This is a genomic window from Xenorhabdus thuongxuanensis (assembly GCF_001908095.1).
In the GTDB taxonomy this organism is placed as follows: domain Bacteria; phylum Pseudomonadota; class Gammaproteobacteria; order Enterobacterales; family Enterobacteriaceae; genus Xenorhabdus; species Xenorhabdus thuongxuanensis.
Genome location: NZ_MKGR01000013.1, coordinates 81,887 through 100,241, shown reverse-complemented (window position 1 = coordinate 100,241; position 18,355 = coordinate 81,887). Strand labels below are relative to the sequence as shown.

Here is an 18,355-nt window from a genome sequence, read left to right as displayed (position 1 = left end):
GTGAAAACTAAGCGTCAGAAAGCCGGATGGGATAATGGTTACATGCTGAAAGTCCTCACGGTGGGTTTTACGTCAGTCTAATTTAGACCCGTTTGCCCTACCTGTGTACTTAATATGTTAATTTAACGGCATTTGAGTGAACCTTATCAACGAGTATCCACCGTTACCGTGGCAGATAATCCACTATCAATTTCTTCAGGCAGATCAAAGACTATCTTTACTGATACTCGCTGAACTATCTTTGTAAAATTTCCTGTCGCATTATTTGGAGGCAGTAAGGCAAAAGTAGCCCCAGTTGCAGGTGAAATACTGTCTATCTTTGCGGAAAAAATTTTATCAGGATAAGTATCAATAGAAACTTTCACTGGCTGGCCTTTATGCATACGTGAAATTTGCGTTTCCTTAAAATTGGCTTGTATCCATGGTGTTTGATTCGATACAATGCTGGCAATACCTTGCCCAGCTTGTATCATCGTACCAACTTGTATACTACGGTTGCTGATCACACCATCGCTGGGTGCAATTATCCGTGCATAGCTCAACATGAGTTCCGCTTGGCTTAAAGAAACCATAGCCTGTTGTATATTGGCTTTAGCTTGTTTGATCTGACTCTCTTGCACAACAAGTTTGCCAATTTGTGTTCTTAGTTTTGCCTGTGATTCATGATATTTAGATATAGCGATTTTATAATTTGAAATAGCATTATCTAAATCATTTTGAGAAACATAATGTCTTTCTTTTAGAATCCGAAAACGTTCTAGTTTTTGACCAGCATATTCCAAACTTGCTTTAGCCGAAATCAAACTATTACGATATTCTTCAACTACATCCTTTTGCATCTGGTAGCTTGCCTGTGCATTAATTAATGTACTTTTGTCCTGTTCCAATTTTGCCATAGCTTTTTGTTTATTTAGCACAAATTCACTCTTATCTAATTGTACCAAAAAATCTCCTTTTTTCACTTTATGGTTATCTTGAATATTAGATTCCAATACCATGGAACTTAAACGGGAATTAATATTTGTAATATTAGCTTGCACATAAGCATTATTTGTGGTTTGAAAAAAACGCCAATAAAAATACCAATAAAAATAAAAAGCTGATAATAGGAGTAAAATAAAAATAATGATAATTATTCTAATGCTTTTCATCATGATCACTTCCAATGCAATTGTTTTCCTTTACATTATCTATGGATTATAGAAAAATTAATATTTATTAAAATTAACCTTTATAATCTAAGATTAAACATAGTTTGATAATAGATCAGACTCATCAAAAAACTTTTAATATATTACTTGATGTGATTACTATGCTTATTGGATTTCCAACGATATTTTGGCCAATGAAAACTAAACAATATCATCAAAAATGTTAATGGCCAGCCACTAATAAAAATAATTACATCAATAGGTACACTGCTTTGACGAGAAAGAATATAGATTCCCATGGCTTTCAATAAAAAGATCAAAATCCAACCTATTGTAACTTCATGCCAGACTCTGGTATACAATGTTGTGCCATAAGCAGGAATACTCTTCAATCTTGGCATAGCTTTTTCAGCTATTGTCCGTATGATTGGCTGTCCCATTAAAGAATAAAAGCTAAATACTACTACTACAGAAAGAGCACCACTAACAGATAAAAAAACATTTTCTTTACTAATGTTAAACAAAGTATATCCATGAAGGTAAAGGTAGTGGCTACTCCCTGATACCATTATAAAAACAGCAATGGCTAAAGAACTTCTCTGCCGACTAACCAACTGTACCCCCCCAGAATAAAAGGCAACTGTAAGTACAGCAGTACCAACTCCCATTATCCAAAACATGATATTGTAAAGAACAATAGGAATAATAATAGTCATTATCGCATCACGTGATAATAAGTAATGCCAAATAGTCATTGGTTTTTGTTGATTCATTATGATTCCTTCTTAATCAAATATAATTTGAAATCATAGGTGGAAAATAATACCCAAAAAACTGTAATCAGCATTATTCCTCCCATGATCAAAAACAAATCATTGAATGCCATAATTTGGGCTTGTTGTGTCATCTTCTGCCCCAATATAGCAATAGCCGTATGTTTAACATTCTGAGAATTAGTTTGTAATCCATGAAGAACCATCAGATTTTTGACACTGCTAAGATAATAAATAAATACACTGTCACTAGATAGTAAAGATGTTTTAATATCATAAATATGAATGTTGAAACGCGAAATAAAAAAAGTGGTCAACATAGCAGTACCACATGAACCACCCAAACTACGAAAAATATTTATTAAGACCGCAGAGGAAGCACTGTCTCTTTGCTGTATATGACGAGTTGCTAACAAAGAAAGTGGAACCATGATAAATGGTTGCCCTAGTGCACGTATCAGCATAGACCAAATCATTTGTGATCCAGCAAAATTTCCATCCATGCTACTGTTCATAAAAGCACTTATCGCTAATCCAGAAAAACCAATACAAATAAGATATTTCGGATTGAATCGTTGAACTAAAAAAGGAATAAATGGTAAAACAATTAATTGTGGTAATCCCATCAAAACCACTACACCACCAATTTGGGATGCGTTATAGTCATATATCCTAGTTAAATAGTATGATACTAAAAACAATGTACCATAAATTGCCAATCCAAATATAAAAAAAATAACAAGGGAAAATGAAAAATAAAAATCTTTAAACAATCTTATGTTTATTAGAGGGTAACGATAAGTGGATTGATTATATATAAATACAATTAAACCAACCGTGGAAATAGCAGTCAATATACAAATGATGTCAGATTCAAACCAGTTTAATATACTACCTTTTTCTAAAACAACTATCAATGATCCTAAGCACAACATAATAGAAATAATACCAATAAAATCACCTTTTCGAATAACATTCCAGTTAATTTCTTGATATTTGAGAGAGCAATTAATTAATACTAATGATAATAATGCAGGAACTGCGTTAATATAAAATATCGCGTGCCAAGACAAATTTTCGGTCAACCATCCTCCTAGTGCAGGTCCAACAGCAGGAGCAAAAGTACTAATGACGCTAAACAATGACATACCTAACGGGCGTTTTTCTTGGGGAAAAAATTCAATAATCAAACGAAATGAAATAGGAATCAATGCACCACCACAGAATCCTTGTAATGAGCGAAAAATAATCATTGAATTGAGACTCCACGCGGAGGAGCAAAGCAATGATGTAGCTAAAAACCCGATAATGCACCACAGAGCATAGCGCCCCGTCCCAAAAGCCTGACAAAGCCAACCACATAAAGGGATAGCAATGATCTCTGATGTAAAATATGAAGTCATCAACCACGAACTTTCATCCAAACTAGCAGATAATGCCCCCTGAATCACTTTCATTGATGAGTTGGTAATTTGAATATCTAAAATAGCCATAAAGCCACCAATTAACCCACCGACAACAGTACACCATTGGCGGGAAGTAAGTTTAGGACATTCTGGTTCTACGGTTATAACATCACTTCTCATAGAAGAACTTTCCGAAGCTGGTTAGCAATATAAGTGATATTAGGCTCTTGCATCATAGAAACATGATTACCCATTGCACTAATGATTCTTAAACGATTATGAGATAAATATTGCCAGCCTAACCCTGGTTCATTCAATTTCTTGCGCCCGGGCAAAGATTCTTCTGCTTCTACTACCAAAATTTCTCCGGGATATATTTTCCCTTGATATTGGTCTGTCGCATTAATATGTGCATGTAAAATAACTAAGAAATACTGAAATTCCTTATGGCTAATATTATCTGGCACTAAATTAACTCGTTTGAATTCTGCCAAAAATAGCTCTGATCTTTGTATTTCTGACATTTTTACTAGCTCTGAATAAGAAATATTAAAAGACTTACCGAGAAATAACTCCACTTTACGAATAAAATTCACCAATCTCTCGTACTTATTCATTTGCACAGAATCGTCAATATTTACTTGAGGGGCTGGTTGATCCAGTACCAACACCGTATGTGCTACTCCCGTTTTCTGAACTAACTGTTGAGCCATTTCAAAAGCAATAGTGGCTCCAAGTGACCACCCACCTAACACCAATTTTGTCCGCTGGATAATATTTTCAGACTGTGCCAAATAAAATTCTGCCAGTGATTTAATATTATGATTATGAGGAGCATCCTGATTAAAATTTACTATTTGTATCCCATAAGTGGGATAGTCAGTTCCTAGTTCCCTCATTAGCGGCTGGTAGCACAAGAGATTTCCCCCAGCTGGATGAATCATCAGTAAAGTTGGTTTATTATTCGGTACTCCCTGATTAAACATTACTAATGGAGAATTCATCAAGGATGCAGTTTGCTTTAATATAGTTGCCAGTTGGATAATACTGCTGTTCTCAAGTAGCTGCCCTAGTGATAGGGTTGAACCAATATGTTTATTTATATCAATAATAAGCTGTAACGCATTAATTGAGTTCCCGCCAAGACTGAAAAAACTCTTCTGTGTATCAACCTTGCTACATTTGAGAACTGTACAATAAATATCATGTAGTCGATGTTCTATTTCATTTTTTGGATCTTGTATATAAAGATTATTTTCAGAACTAGGAAGCGGTAATTTTGCATAATTAATTTTTCCGCTAGCAGTAAGGGGCATCGATTTTAACCAGATCCATTGTTCTGGTTGCATATAATGTGGTAATTTTTTTTGTAACTCAGATTGCACTATATCTTGATGTCTTTCGTCTATTCCACACAGGTAAGCCACCAGAGATGTTTCTCCTGTAGGCAATTGGCATTGGACTACGGCTGCATTAGTCACATCATGTAGCTGCCTCAACACATCTTCTATAGCTGTTAATTCAACACGATATCCACGAACTTTAACCTGCCGATCAATACGCCCCAAAAATTCAATGTTTCCATCTGGCAATAAACGCCCTTTATCACCACTACGATAGAGGCGCTCACCTATGAGGTAAGGATGTGGAATAAAACGATCTTTATTTTCTTCTGTATCGTCAATGTAACCAGCCGCTAAATGTGCGCCACCAATGCAAATTTCACCAGACAATTTACCTGATACGAGTTTTTGATCAGCATCTAACACAAGAACATGACTATCTTTTAGTGGAGTGCCTATAGGGAGATAATCATTTTGTAATTTATCAAGTTCAACTGGTACCTTGTATGTTGTTACTCCAACAGTACATTCAGTTGGTCCATAATGATTCACTATACAACAAGTTGTATTAAGTTCACGGACATGTCGAATCAACGACACAGGTACCTTTTCTCCACCTAATACCAACAAATTTTTCGGTATCAATTTACTCGCTTCAGGTGCTCTCAATAATACTGCTAAATATGTTGGTGTAATCTTCATACAATCTAATGGTAATGTTGCAAGGTAATCAAACAGTTCCTGTGGATTACTGAGATGCTGTGAATGAATAACTTCCAATTGCCCTTGGTTAATCAAGGCAGGAAACAACATCGTATGTGCCAAGTCGGTGGTAAAAGATGAAAACATACCATATCGAGCACCAGGTTTTTGAGCAAGTATAGGAGTAATTGCCTGGCAATAATGACTTAAATGTGAATGGTTAACTTTAACTCCTTTAGGTTTACCACTACTACCAGAGGTATAAATGATATAAGCTGGGAACTCATCCAGTAGTTGTTCTAGCTTCGGATTACTTTCTGGCATGTTATTGAGTTCTTGATTAACTTTGATACATGGTATATTTGTAACTAGTTCTTCATTTTCGACCAAAATATAACGTACAGATGCATTAGTTAGAACGAAATCAATCTGCTGCTGTGGAAGGTTAATATCAACAGGCACATAACATCCCCCCGCTTTCAATACCGCCAGCAAAGCTACAACACAGTATTCACTTTTCGCCATAAACAATGCTACGCGTTCTCCACAAGATAAGCCGCTCTCTAATAAATAATGAGCTAAACGGTTCGCTTTCTGGTTAAGTTGTTTATAGTTGAGTGTACGACCAACACAGCGCACCGCTATTGCATCAGGAATTAAGCATGCTTGCTGCTCAAACTGTCGGTGTACAGCTGTTGGTGAGATATTAGTTTTAGGGAGACAACCAAGTAATAAATTAGAGCGTTCCGTGTGACTTAATAGAGACAATTTTCGTACTATCAACTGTGGTTGATCTATAAAAGATTCCAGAATGGTTCGTAAATCAACTAACATACGTTGAACAGTGTCACAATCGAACAATGCTGTACTATAGTTCATAGTAAACAACAAACCATCACGTTCTTTTTCTACCCATAAATTTAAATCCAGTTTTGCCACACCGTAATCAATTTTTAGTGGCTGGTACTTAAATAAAGAGGTTTCTTGGTAATGTGGAAATATCTGGTAAGTCAAGATTGCTTGAAATATCGGATTAACTTGGGGATTACGTACGTAGGAAATTTTATCTAAAATGCAATTGAATGGAATATCTTGATAAGCTGTAGATTGCTCGCACTCTTTACGGGTTATTTGAACTAGGGTAGATAAAGTGATTTCTGGATCTACCCTGAAACATAATGGTAAGGTATTCATAAACAATCCCATTATATTTTGTGTAACAGATTGATTACGATTTGCGAAAGGAATACCAATTATAATTTCCTGTTGCCTACTATACTTGTGCAACAAAAGCTCATAAGCTGCCAGAATAATATGGAATTGAGTTGCTTTATAATGTGCTGCACAAGTTTGCAAACGTTGACAAAAATCACCATCAAAAAATAGACTTATTATATTTCCCGCAGTATCCATTTTTAGGGGACGAGGTCGGTCAGTCGTGATATCTAGCATGCCTTGCACATCACCTAGTTTTTTAACCCAGTACTCCAGCCCTTGTTGATATTTCCCTTCAGTACTCCATTGATTTTCAGCCAAAGAATAATCTGAGAATTGTAGATTTTCTTCTTCCCTCTGTGTTATTTCTCCGCTAAATATATTCAGATACGTTTCTATAAACTCTTTTAAAAAAAGACTAACTGTCCATCCATCAGAAATAATATGATGAAATGTCAGTAAGAATACGTATTCATGACTATGAAATTTGATAATATGTAAATATGCTAGAGGGCCACAAGATAAATCAAAATACCTACTTCCCTCAGCTTTAGCTATTATTTCTATTTGTTGTTTTTTGTCTCTCTCTGGCAAATCAGTGATATCATCATAACAAAGATCAAACACTGCATCATCAGATACATATTGATATATTTCCTTTTCTACTTGCTGAAAAGTTGTACGTAAAATATCATGTTTTTGGGTTAAATATGTCAGAGTTTGCTTCACTAACAGTAAATCCATTTCATATTTAAATTTGCATGTTATAGCTAACGGAACATTATAAACTTTTTTATCATCAAGATATTGGTTAAGCATCCAAATGTTTTTTTGTGCACTGGTTAAAGGAAAATACTTTCTGGATGAATCAGCATTTTTCTTAATTATTTCTCTTGATTCCGAATCGGATTTTATCCGTTTTTGTCTAACTAACTTTTTTAATTCATCTAATTTCAATGATCTTATTTCGGTGTGCTTAATATTAGTCATCCCCTATCCACCCCTGTCTGGTTAAACATCTTTATTAGGTTTCCATTCAGTTTTACTGATAGTAATTTGAACTGATCTACTTAATCCTTTAATAATTCTTCTAATTTGGAAATTATCAATTCCGATAATCCTCTAATAGTTTGATCTTTATAAAAAAAATCAACGCGAATATCAACTTCAAAAACATTAGACACTGCCGATATAATTTGTACCGCTAATAGCGAATTACCACCAAGCTCGGTAAAATTATCATCTATACCAACTCCAGAAATACCGAGAATGGATTGCCAAATCTTAACAATTTCTCTTTCAATATCATTTTCTGGCTCCACGTAGTCCACTGATAACACAGGCCTGGTGTGTATACTTCTTTCTATCTCACTCGCAGTTTCAATAATATTATCGTTATATTTCGGAATTGATTCATCAATCAGCTGATGAAGATCACTGGTTACCACAACCAACTGTTCAAATTCCAGATGTGAAAATTGGCGTTTTAACGCATCAACTCCTTCATAAAAAAGGATATCTTTATCTGTCGTGTCAACTTTTACTGATAAAGGCTCTTCTTTATTGGCCAACATATGGCTGGATTCTACTAACGAATTATTTGGAAATAATTTGATAAGAGTATATTTTTCTAACTTCAACAACAGTTCACCTTCTGTTGAAAAGAAAGTAATATCCATACTAACGGAAGTATCTCTAGGTTTATACTCTCCATTTAATTTAACGTGAGCATAACATTCAGAACTTAATGGAGAGTAGAAAATTATATTACCGTAGCTAATAGGTAAGAAATAATCCTTAGTTATGTTGGCGATACAGCAAATAGATGCAGCATCAATGATAGCTGGATGATATTTATAGCGTTTAAAATCATTCGAGTATATAGGATCTAGTGCTATTTTTATTAACCATTCATTATTTCCCTGAAATATTTCCTGGTGATTATCCCAACGATTGCTTAACGAAAGGAGCCTGCTCGTATCTAAATGGGTTATTAATGAAATGAATGGAGTTTTTATTGTAAAACGAGTGTGTATAGAATCAAAGAGGTCTACTACCTTATCAGAAACATTATCACTAAAACCAATTGTGCCAAACGCATGTTCTTGCCACTGCACATCTAATATACCACGGCTTTTAAGACTAAATTTATAGCTATTACTTTCAAATATAATAAAAATCTTCACTAACCTAGGCCAACCATAATGATATATAATTGGTTGAGTTAGAAATAAATTTTTGATTTGTAAACTTTCGCTCGATTTGAAATGGACTATCCAATCATATAATAAGGATAAAATAGTTGTTCCTACCAATGTAGGCTGCTGGACTAATCTATGCTCGTTAATTACCCAATCCTGTACTGCAAGATTAACTCTATAAATTTCTTGTAATCCTTCACGTCTCACAAATGTCAGTAATCCTCGGGTTACTTCTTCTTGCATTGTATTTTTACGATCTTTTTTCTGATTACGCCAATTCACCGCCATTCCTACATCACCCCATTGCCCCCAGTTAATAGAAACTGTACGACCTCCACAATATTGATTACGATAATGAGCAAAGGCATCCATAAACGCATTACCAGAGCAATAGTCGATACGAGCAGTATCACCGACTATAGAAGTGATTGAAGAAAACATAATGAAGAAATCAGGTTGCTTATCCTTTAGAAGTTCATGCAAAATTAAGCTACCCATCACTTTAGGATTTAACACACGGATACAATCCATTTTATCTTTCAATGGGATAATTCCACCTCCAGCAATACCTGCTGAATGAAATACACCATCAATTTGTGGGAATTGTGATAATAAATCGTACATACCGTTATAATCACAGATATCAACTTGTGCAAGATGCACTTGATTACCTCTATATTCTAAAGACATGATCGTCGCAATTTTTCTGCTTGTAACATCGTCAATTGGATGCGATTGCAACCAGGATTGCCATTCATTTCTTTTAGGTAAGTCAGTTAAATAAGTGAGAATCAAAGTAGCATTGCTAATTTCAGACAAATAACCTGCGACTAATGCCCCCAATCCCCCGACCCCTCCTGTGATAAGATATACACCATTATCTTTCAATGTAATTATTTGATCTGCATTATCTTGTGTTAGTTGAATTGCCTGATAATCCTCCTCCCAACGATTTCCTCCTCGGTAAGCCACAAGGCTACCATGGGTTAAAATATTGCTTTCATCAATCAGATATTGGGCAATATTTTCCGGTAACTTATTACTAAGTATCTCTATATCGACCAAATGACATTGCACTTGTGGATATTCATGATAAAACACTCTTGAGGGACCAATGAGCAAGGCTTTTTCCGGTGAATAGAGTTTTTCTCCCGTTATACTGAAAGTATTATTTATTACAAAAAGTAAGTGTAGATTTTCCAACAAATTTTCACTCACTAGTGCTTGCTGTAGGTAAAGGGGGCTAAAAAAGTTATTGATATATAATGAATCGACACAACTTAAAAACTGTGATTTGTCTATCTCTGATGATAAATTCCATAGATCAATGATACGGGTTGGTCGCAAACCTCTTTTCTTAATATCTTGTAAAAGGTGAATATAATCTCCGCGAGTTTCTGATGAAATAACATAGCTTCCATGGTTGTAATCTTTCTGGTATTGATCTCCTTGAGAAACAGTCAGTACCATATGCCCTGAGCTTGTCAATAACTGTTGAATATTTCCAGCAATACCCATTTTATCAACAAACAGTAACCAACATTCTGTTTCATCATTAACAAATTTATTTTTCATAAATTTAGCGGGAATAGTTTGCTTCCATCTTGGAATATAAAACCAATCACCTATATCAGCTTTCTTCCGTTTGCAGGCATTAACTAACTTCTCCTCATATGTACCAGAACTATTCTGGTTTTGATCAATAGCCGGTAATTTAAATTCCTTTCGTTCAAAAGGATAACCAGGCAAAGGCAGACGTAAACGCCGTTTTCCAGTATAAAAACTATCCCAAGAAACTACCATGCCACAAGCCCATAACTTACCTAACGCCATGAGAAAATGTTCCCCTGTAATCACAACGTCTTTTGCAGTAGGTAAAGAGGAATAAATACATACTTCATTCTGTGATTTAAAATGTTGCCTGGCTGCTGAACTTAGGGAGTTACCTGGGCCAACTTCAAGAAAAATAAAATTTTGTTCGTTTGAAGTTATCAATGTATTGAAAGCATGGGAAAATAATACCGGATTTCGTACATGTTTAACCCAATAATCACTATTTTTGGCTAATGAATCAGTCATCCATTCACCAGTTACCGTCGAAATAAATGGAATTAGTGGTGAATGTAATTCAACGCTATCAATGAACTCCTTGAACGCAGGTAATATTGGTTCCATCATATAAGAATGGAATCCATGTGAAGTGTCCAATTGCTTGCAAAAGATATTATTATCTTCTAATTGCTTTTGAAAACGAATGACTTCATTAGTTGCTCCTGCCACTACACAAAGACCAGGATAATTGATTGCTGCAATTTCTAACTTGTAACTTTGTATTTGGGAAATTAATACCTGTTCATCCATCAATACTGCCAACATACTACCTGTTGGTAACCCTTGTACAAGTTTTCCCCTTAACGCTACTGCCTTTAAGGCATTTTCCAGAGAAAATACTCCAGAAATACAAGCGGCAACATATTCGCCAACACTGTGACCAATCATTACATCAGGTTTGATGCCCCAAGAAATCCATAATTTAGCTAAACAATACTCCACAATAAATAATGCAGGTTGTGTAAATTGAGTATTATTGATACGTTCTTTTTCAGGACTATTTTCTTCTTGAAAAAGAATTAATTTTAAATCCAATCCAAGAATTGGCTCCAGATATCTACAACAATAATCCATAATTTCTCTAAACACACTATAGGTAAGATATAGATCATGAGCCATATTAATATATTGATTGCCTTGCCCAGGGAACATAAATACCACAGACCTCGGCGATTTTTTTGATGAGTGAACTATTGGACTGGATTGTTCCAGTTTCTTCAATAAATTATCACGATTATTTCCTACCAATATTGTACTGTGAGAAAAGTGATTACGACCAACCTGCAGGGTATAGGCAACATCAGCTAAATTTATATTTTCATGATGTTTCAAATAATCACACATTCTCTGTTTCATTATTTCCAGTGCGGCAGCACTTTTAGCAGAAAAAGGTAACATTATCAAACCGTCATGCGGATCACTGGGGATTATATCAGGTGCACTTTCAAGAATAACACACGCATTTGTTCCCCCTACACCAAATGAATTAACCAAAGCACGATGAGGTGTATCAGTTAATTCCAGCTTATGTAACTCAGTATTCATGACGAATGGACTGGTTTCAAAATCAATATGAGGATTCGGTGATACATAGTGCAATGAAGCTGGTAACAGCCTATCTTTCAAAGCAAAAGAAGCCTTAATCAAACTGGCTATACCAGAAGCTGCATCAGTATGACCAATATTGGTCTTAACTGATCCCAAACGACAAAACTGAGTTTTATCTGTGAATTCACGAAAAGTTTGACATAGAGAAGTAAACTCTATTGGATCTCCTAATGTCGTTGCCGTGCCATGAGCTTCCACGAAATTGATTGTTATTGGATCTATTTGTGATTTAATAATAGCTTGTTTAGCAACTGCAATTTGCCCTTCAATACTTGGTGCGGTATAGCCGACTTTCGTATTTCCATCGTTATTAATTGCACCTCCTTTCAATACTGCATAAATATGATCACCATCTTTTACTGCATCTTGTAGCCGCTTCAGCATAACTACACCCGCACCGCGACTAAATACCGTACCATTTGCTCGAGAATCAAATGAATAGCAGCGACCATCAGCAGACTCCATTCCCCCCTGCATATAGTGATAACCCCTACGTTCCGGTATATCGATAGAGACTCCTCCTGCAATGACCAGATCACTTTCTCTATTCAACAAACTATTAATGCCCATCACCACAGCAACCATAGATGTAGAACAAGCAGTTTGGACATTAATACTTGGCCCTTTCAGATTCAATTTGTATGAAACTCGCGTTGTGACATAATCTTTATCATTATTAGTAACGATTGAAGCACCACTGGTATATTTCAGCACATCAGGATGTGAGTTTACTGTATTTAGATGCCATGCAGTACCAGTACCACCAAATACTCCTACCTTGCCTGCATAAGAGTCAGGAACATAACCTGCATCTTCAAATGCATGCCAACAGCATTCTAAAAAGACCCTATGTTGCGGATCCATAATTTCGGCATCCCTTGGAGTAATATCAAAAAAATTGGCATCAAAATTTAGAGCATTACCTAAAATACCACGACGGCGTATATAATTTGATGAGGCTAATACTTCTTCTCCTATTCCTGATTCCCTTAGTTCATCATCACTAAATGAGCTAATACTTTCTATACCCTCTAATAGATTCTTCCAAAATGTATTAGCATCCTCAGCTCCAGGAAAACGGGCTGAGACTCCTATAATAGCAATATCTTTTTCGCGTAAATTCATTTGTTGTTTTATCATTTTATGTCACCATGTGTAGAGGTTATCTATTCTATTTCAGAATATTTTTATATTTTTCAAAAATATGCCTGCTCAGCATTTCTATTGATGGATATTGAAATAAATCCATTATTGAAATTGGGACGGGAATTTTTTTCTTGATTTTTCTATAAACCTTTGACATAAGTAAAGAGTTTCCACCAATATCAAAAAAATTATCCTGTATAGAAAAGTTTTTTTTGTCCAAAACCAGTTCCCAGATTGAAATTATTATCCCTTCAACATCTGTATCTAAAGATGAGATTTCATCAACAAAATATCTATTGCTTTCACTTACATATAAACTAACATTTGATTTATCTATTTTTCCATTAGGATGAGTTGGTATTTCCTCCAACTTAGTAAAACAAGAAGGCAACATAAAATAAGGTAATGATTTCAAAAGGTGTTTTTTTATATCCTGAGCATTAATTGATTGTTTATTATGATGCAATACATAATATGCAGATAATAATGGGGTTTTATTTTTTGAGTAATGTTCAAGAATCACTGTAGCATGAATAATATATGGAAGTGCTAAAAGATGTCTTTCTATTTCTTCCAATTCAATACGGTGTCCTCGTATTTTTATCTGATTATCGATTCTACCTATAAATTCCAATATGTTATTATGACCTTGTCTTACTAAATCTCCCGTTCGATACATTTTTTGGTTATTATCGCAGGAAAAAGGATCTTTAATAAAGTATTTTTGCGTTAATGATTCTTCATAGAGATATCCTTTGGCAAGAATATCTCCAGCTAAATAAAGTTCACCACATTCACCAACTGGGACGGGTTGAAGATACTCATCCAAGACATAGGTACGTGCATGCGAAATAGCTTTACCTATCGGTACTGTTTTTTCTTCTTCACCTGCTTGACAATACCAGTGACAAGCAAAAATTGTTGCTTCAGTTGGCCCATACAAATTATGGATCTGTCCCTTAAATTGTTTAGTTAATTCATTCACTAAGGATTGATCAAGAACTTCCCCGCCTGAAAATAGATGTCTTAATGATAAGCAATTTGGTAGTACATTAGCTTCAACAATCGTTCTTAGCGCTGTTGGTACAAACTGAGCTATTGTCACATTGTGTCGAATAATAAATTTTGCCATTAGTAATGGTTCGAATTTTACCTCTTCCGTAATTAATGCACAGCTTGCACCAATCATCAGTGGCCAGAAAATTTCCCAAACGGAAACATCAAAACTAAAAGTAGATTGATTAAGCACTATATCATCATGCTTTAAATTAAACTCATTTTGCATCCAATCCAAATAATTAATGACCGTTCGGTGACTTACCATCACACCTTTAGGTACCCCAGTTGATCCAGATGTGTACATGACATAACACAGATTATCACCATTCACATTGGGAAGTATTACCTGATTATTATTAAATCTTAAGTCTAGTTTATTAATATTAATAAAATTGCAATCACATTGAAGGGATATTGATATTTCATCATTATCTGTAATAATAATTTCTGTTTTAGAGTGGTTAATAATGAATATTATCCGTTCATAAGGATAATATGGATCTAATGGTAAGTAACATCCTCCCGTTTTTAATATCCCTAACAAACTTATAACTAAATCAATACCTTTATTGATATAAACACCAACAATATCACCTGGTCTTATACCATGTTTAATTAAATAATCAGCTAAGGCATTTGATCGTTGTTCTAATTGTTGGTAAGTTATTGTTTCTTTATCATATCTGAGTGCAATTGAATCTGGGGTCTCATTTGCTTGCTGTAGGACCTTATAATGAATAGTTTTCTCAAATGACATGTTCATTTCCTATATACATTAATTGTTAAATTCAATGATTTATAAAAAACTATTGCTCATTCAATTATTATCATCTCCGATAATAAAGAATAATATTGTTCAGCTAATTCTTTTATTTCATTTAAGTTAAACTCATTCTCAAGATAGTTAAAGCAAAGTAAAAAAGACTTCCCCTCACCCTCATTTACAGAAAGTGTCAGATCGAACCTAGCTTGCTGATTTATAATATAATCGATTTTGTATTCGCAATTGTCTAATTCTACTTTTTCAGGCATTGATGATAAATAGTTAAAACAGACAGGAAAACGTAACTTCTCATTCCATCCTTTAGAATGCATTTCATTAACTAATTCATAATAGGGAAATATTTGGTTATCCAAGATAGAGTACATTTTATGTTGGCACCGTAACAACATAGTTTTAAAATTATCGTGATCATTTATAACATCATAATAAGTAACCATATTAATAAAACAACCTAATAATAAATTATCTTCATACTGCATCCGATTAGATATTGGAATACCGATAGAACTATTCTTATAACGATTAGTAAATTTAAGTAACTTATTAAATGCCGTTAACATGCAAACAAAAATAGTGATTTGTTGTTTTTTTGCAAATCTCTTTAGAGCCAAAGTTAATTTTTCTGATATTGAAAACCAATAATTATTACTTTTTATTTCTTTATTGTTTCTATAGTCAGGTGCGTTTGCACCAGCAAGTAAGTAACCTTCCATAGTATTCATCCAAAATTTTCGCTCTTTCTGATAATACATAGGTTTTATGTTTTTTTGCCATTTACAATATCCCTGATATTGCATTCCATTATCTAATTTATAATAAAAATCTCCAGCTATATATGCTCGCATATAGTTAATAAATTGGCTAAAAAACAATTTAATAGAGTCATGATCAAAAACCACATGATGAACTCTAACTAATAATATATGCTTTTGTTTTTTCAAAGAGAGTAATTTAAAAGAAATAGGTAAAGTTTTTTCTAAATCTATCTTTGGAAAATCAACTAAATCCAGAAGATTATTAATGTCTATTTCGTCAGTCAAAGGTATAGAGTTAGTGTTAACTAGTTGAAATATTGGCATATCCTCTAAAAAATATCTCTCTTCAACACGAGAAAATTTATCAAGATCAAAAACACTTCGTAGTACTGGGTTATATTCAAGAATGCGATTGAGACTCCATTTTATTGCTGATTCATTTAATTCCCCATTGATAATTAGATAAAATTTAATATGGTAAGATGCAGGATTTGGGCTGATTTGATCTAGTAGTAAAAAATAATTTTGCTCATAAGATAATAAATAATCATCATCTCCATCTATTTTAGTTTCATTAAAACCATCAATGCCATTACTCATATTTGAAGAAATAATGGAAGATAATAAATAAGGAGTTGGATTGTTAAAAATAATATAAAAATCAACATCATAAAATAATTTGTTTCTAATTATTTTCCTTGCTTCAATTGCTTGTAAAGAATTTCCACCTAAATCAAAAAAATTATCATGAATACCTAACTCGCGAAATCCCAATACATCCTGCCAAATATCTATTAGGTCTTGCTCTAAGTTACTCACAGCTTTAACAAAAGGATACTCCAATTCAGCAGGTCTAATTGGACTAGGTAACGGTAATCGTTTTATATCTAATTTTCCATTTGGTAATTTAGGAAAACTATCAATTAATATATAATGGGATGGAATCATCACCTCTGGTAATTTATTTTTTAAGAACAATCTAACTCTGTTGATTAATATATTTTTTTCTTGACAGGTAATATATGCAATTAAATATTCCCGACCCGCTTTTTCACTAACTAAACGTACCAATACATTATTAATATTAGGAAACTGACGTAGAGCTTTCTCTATCTCATCCGGTTCAATCCTTACGCCATTAATTTTCATTTGACGATCAAGACGCCCTAAATAAATAAATTCACCTTGGGAATTAACTTTTCCCAAGTCTCCAGTGCGATATCCTCTCCTAAAACCATTCTTTGTAGCAAAATCGAAAAATTTCTGTTTAGTGAGAAGATCAAGATTGACATAACCTCGTGCAACACCTTCACCAATAATGCAAATTTCACCACTCTGCCCAGCAGGAATTGGCTGTAATTTATCATTTATAATAATAGCCTCACTACCACGCAAAGCTTTTCCCAACGTAACAGGCTTGTCTTTTATTAGCTCTGTAAATATCCCATTAGCAGTTGTTTCTGTAGGTCCATAGAGATTAAAAACTCTTACATCAGGGATCTGCTGAAAAGTACGTTCTTTTAAATCTTCCGAAACAGGTTCACCAGAGAGAAAAACAACTTTAGGAAAACCGAATGAATCCTCAGTTCTATTTGTATAATTCAGAAGCTCATTCCAAATAGTAGGAACACAATAAATTGCACCATTTGAATGCTTTTGATACCAGTTAAATAAAATTTCAGGCTCATACAAACTTCCAGTTGGCATAATATACAAAGTGTCTCCACGTAATAATGGAGCATACAATTGTGCTACTGCTGCTGCAAAACAGATTGAAGACGTTAATGGTAATAATGCTTGGGTTTGAGACCACAATTCTTGATTAAACCAATTTAAATAATAACTCAAATTGTTATGTTCTATAGCAACACCTTTAGGTATTCCTGTAGAACCCGATGTATATAAAATATAAGCTAAATCATGATTAAATACAGCAGGTAAATTTACTGGATTTCTTTGAGCTGATAAATCAATATCTTCTAAAGCAAGCGTTAAGTGAAACCATTTGTCTATACCTGTTTTATTTATAATAGAGCGTGTAGAGAGTAACAAAAAAACAGAAGAGTCATCTAAAATTTTCACAATCCTTTCTATTGGATAAAAATAAGAAATAGGAACATACGAACAACCGGATTTTAAAACGGCCAATAAAACGACTGGCAACATTAAACTAGGGTCAATATAAATCGCTATGCTTCCTTTACCGTACATTGGGTAATTTGACACTAAATAACTTGCTAATAAATTCGATTGATGTTCCAATTGACGATAGCTCAGCGTGTTATCACAAAAACTAACGGCAACCTTTTCAGGATCTTCAGAGGCTTTATCTGAAATAATTTCAAATACAAGTTTCTTTTCCATATTTTTTTTACCATCAAAGATATAAAAAATACCTTAATAGGAAGGGGGAAATCATTAATAAATTAACATCACATATTTATATGATTATATTTCACACTTTGTATATAATTATTCCAGACCATAACAAAAACATACTATAAAGATATACAACTATATTATAAACACACCAGATAAATATAATCTCAACAAAACATCATCTACCCTCACTTTCTACGAAAAATTTGCATTATTAATCTG

General features: G+C 34.0%; 7 protein-coding genes. All 7 read right to left on the bottom strand.

Going from position 1 to position 18,355, the window contains the following annotated elements:
- Positions 1-146: 146 nt before the first annotated feature.
- Positions 147-1,154 carry an HlyD family secretion protein gene (locus tag Xentx_RS10565; protein ID WP_074020204.1) on the bottom strand — a complete coding sequence of 336 codons (1,008 nt, stop codon included), beginning with the start codon at positions 1,152-1,154 and terminating at the stop codon, positions 147-149.
- Positions 1,155-1,294: 140 nt separating this feature from the next.
- Positions 1,295-1,924, bottom strand: coding sequence for a hypothetical protein (locus Xentx_RS10560; RefSeq protein ID WP_074020203.1), 630 nt, complete (start codon positions 1,922-1,924; stop codon positions 1,295-1,297).
- Positions 1,924-3,510: a DHA2 family efflux MFS transporter permease subunit gene (locus Xentx_RS10555; protein ID WP_074020202.1), complete on the bottom strand. Its 1,587-nt coding sequence runs from the start codon at positions 3,508-3,510 to the stop codon at positions 1,924-1,926. The genes Xentx_RS10560 and Xentx_RS10555 overlap by 1 nt, the downstream gene beginning before the upstream one ends.
- A complete protein-coding gene (locus Xentx_RS10550; RefSeq protein ID WP_074020201.1) occupies positions 3,507-7,580 on the bottom strand; it encodes a non-ribosomal peptide synthetase in 4,074 nt (1,357 codons plus the stop codon). Before Xentx_RS10550 ends, Xentx_RS10555 begins: the two co-directional genes overlap by 4 nt.
- 80 nt (positions 7,581-7,660) lie before the next feature.
- Positions 7,661-13,150, bottom strand: coding sequence for a type I polyketide synthase (locus Xentx_RS10545; RefSeq protein WP_244149852.1), 5,490 nt, complete (start codon positions 13,148-13,150; stop codon positions 7,661-7,663).
- A gap of 31 nt (positions 13,151-13,181) precedes the next feature.
- Positions 13,182-14,972 (bottom strand): non-ribosomal peptide synthetase, encoded by a 1,791-nt coding sequence (locus Xentx_RS10540; RefSeq protein WP_074020200.1) that lies wholly within the window; start codon positions 14,970-14,972, stop codon positions 13,182-13,184.
- Positions 14,973-15,028: 56 nt separating this feature from the next.
- Positions 15,029-18,118, bottom strand: coding sequence for a non-ribosomal peptide synthetase (locus Xentx_RS10535; protein ID WP_074020199.1), 3,090 nt, complete (start codon positions 18,116-18,118; stop codon positions 15,029-15,031).
- Positions 18,119-18,355 lie beyond the last annotated feature (237 nt).

What these genes read in the sequence shown, in the direction of transcription:
- Xentx_RS10565 (WP_074020204.1), bottom strand. Translation starts at nt 1,154, where the DNA reads ATGATGAAAAGCATTAGAATAATTATCATTATTTTTATTTTACTCCTA.
- Xentx_RS10560 (WP_074020203.1), bottom strand. Translation starts at nt 1,924, where the DNA reads ATGAATCAACAAAAACCAATGACTATTTGGCATTACTTATTATCACGT.
- Xentx_RS10555 (WP_074020202.1), bottom strand. Translation starts at nt 3,510, where the DNA reads ATGAGAAGTGATGTTATAACCGTAGAACCAGAATGTCCTAAACTTACT.
- Xentx_RS10550 (WP_074020201.1), bottom strand. Translation starts at nt 7,580, where the DNA reads ATGACTAATATTAAGCACACCGAAATAAGATCATTGAAATTAGATGAA.
- Xentx_RS10545 (WP_244149852.1), bottom strand. Translation starts at nt 13,150, where the DNA reads ATGATAAAACAACAAATGAATTTACGCGAAAAAGATATTGCTATTATA.
- Xentx_RS10540 (WP_074020200.1), bottom strand. Translation starts at nt 14,972, where the DNA reads ATGTCATTTGAGAAAACTATTCATTATAAGGTCCTACAGCAAGCAAAT.
- Xentx_RS10535 (WP_074020199.1), bottom strand. Translation starts at nt 18,118, where the DNA reads ATGGAAAAGAAACTTGTATTTGAAATTATTTCAGATAAAGCCTCTGAA.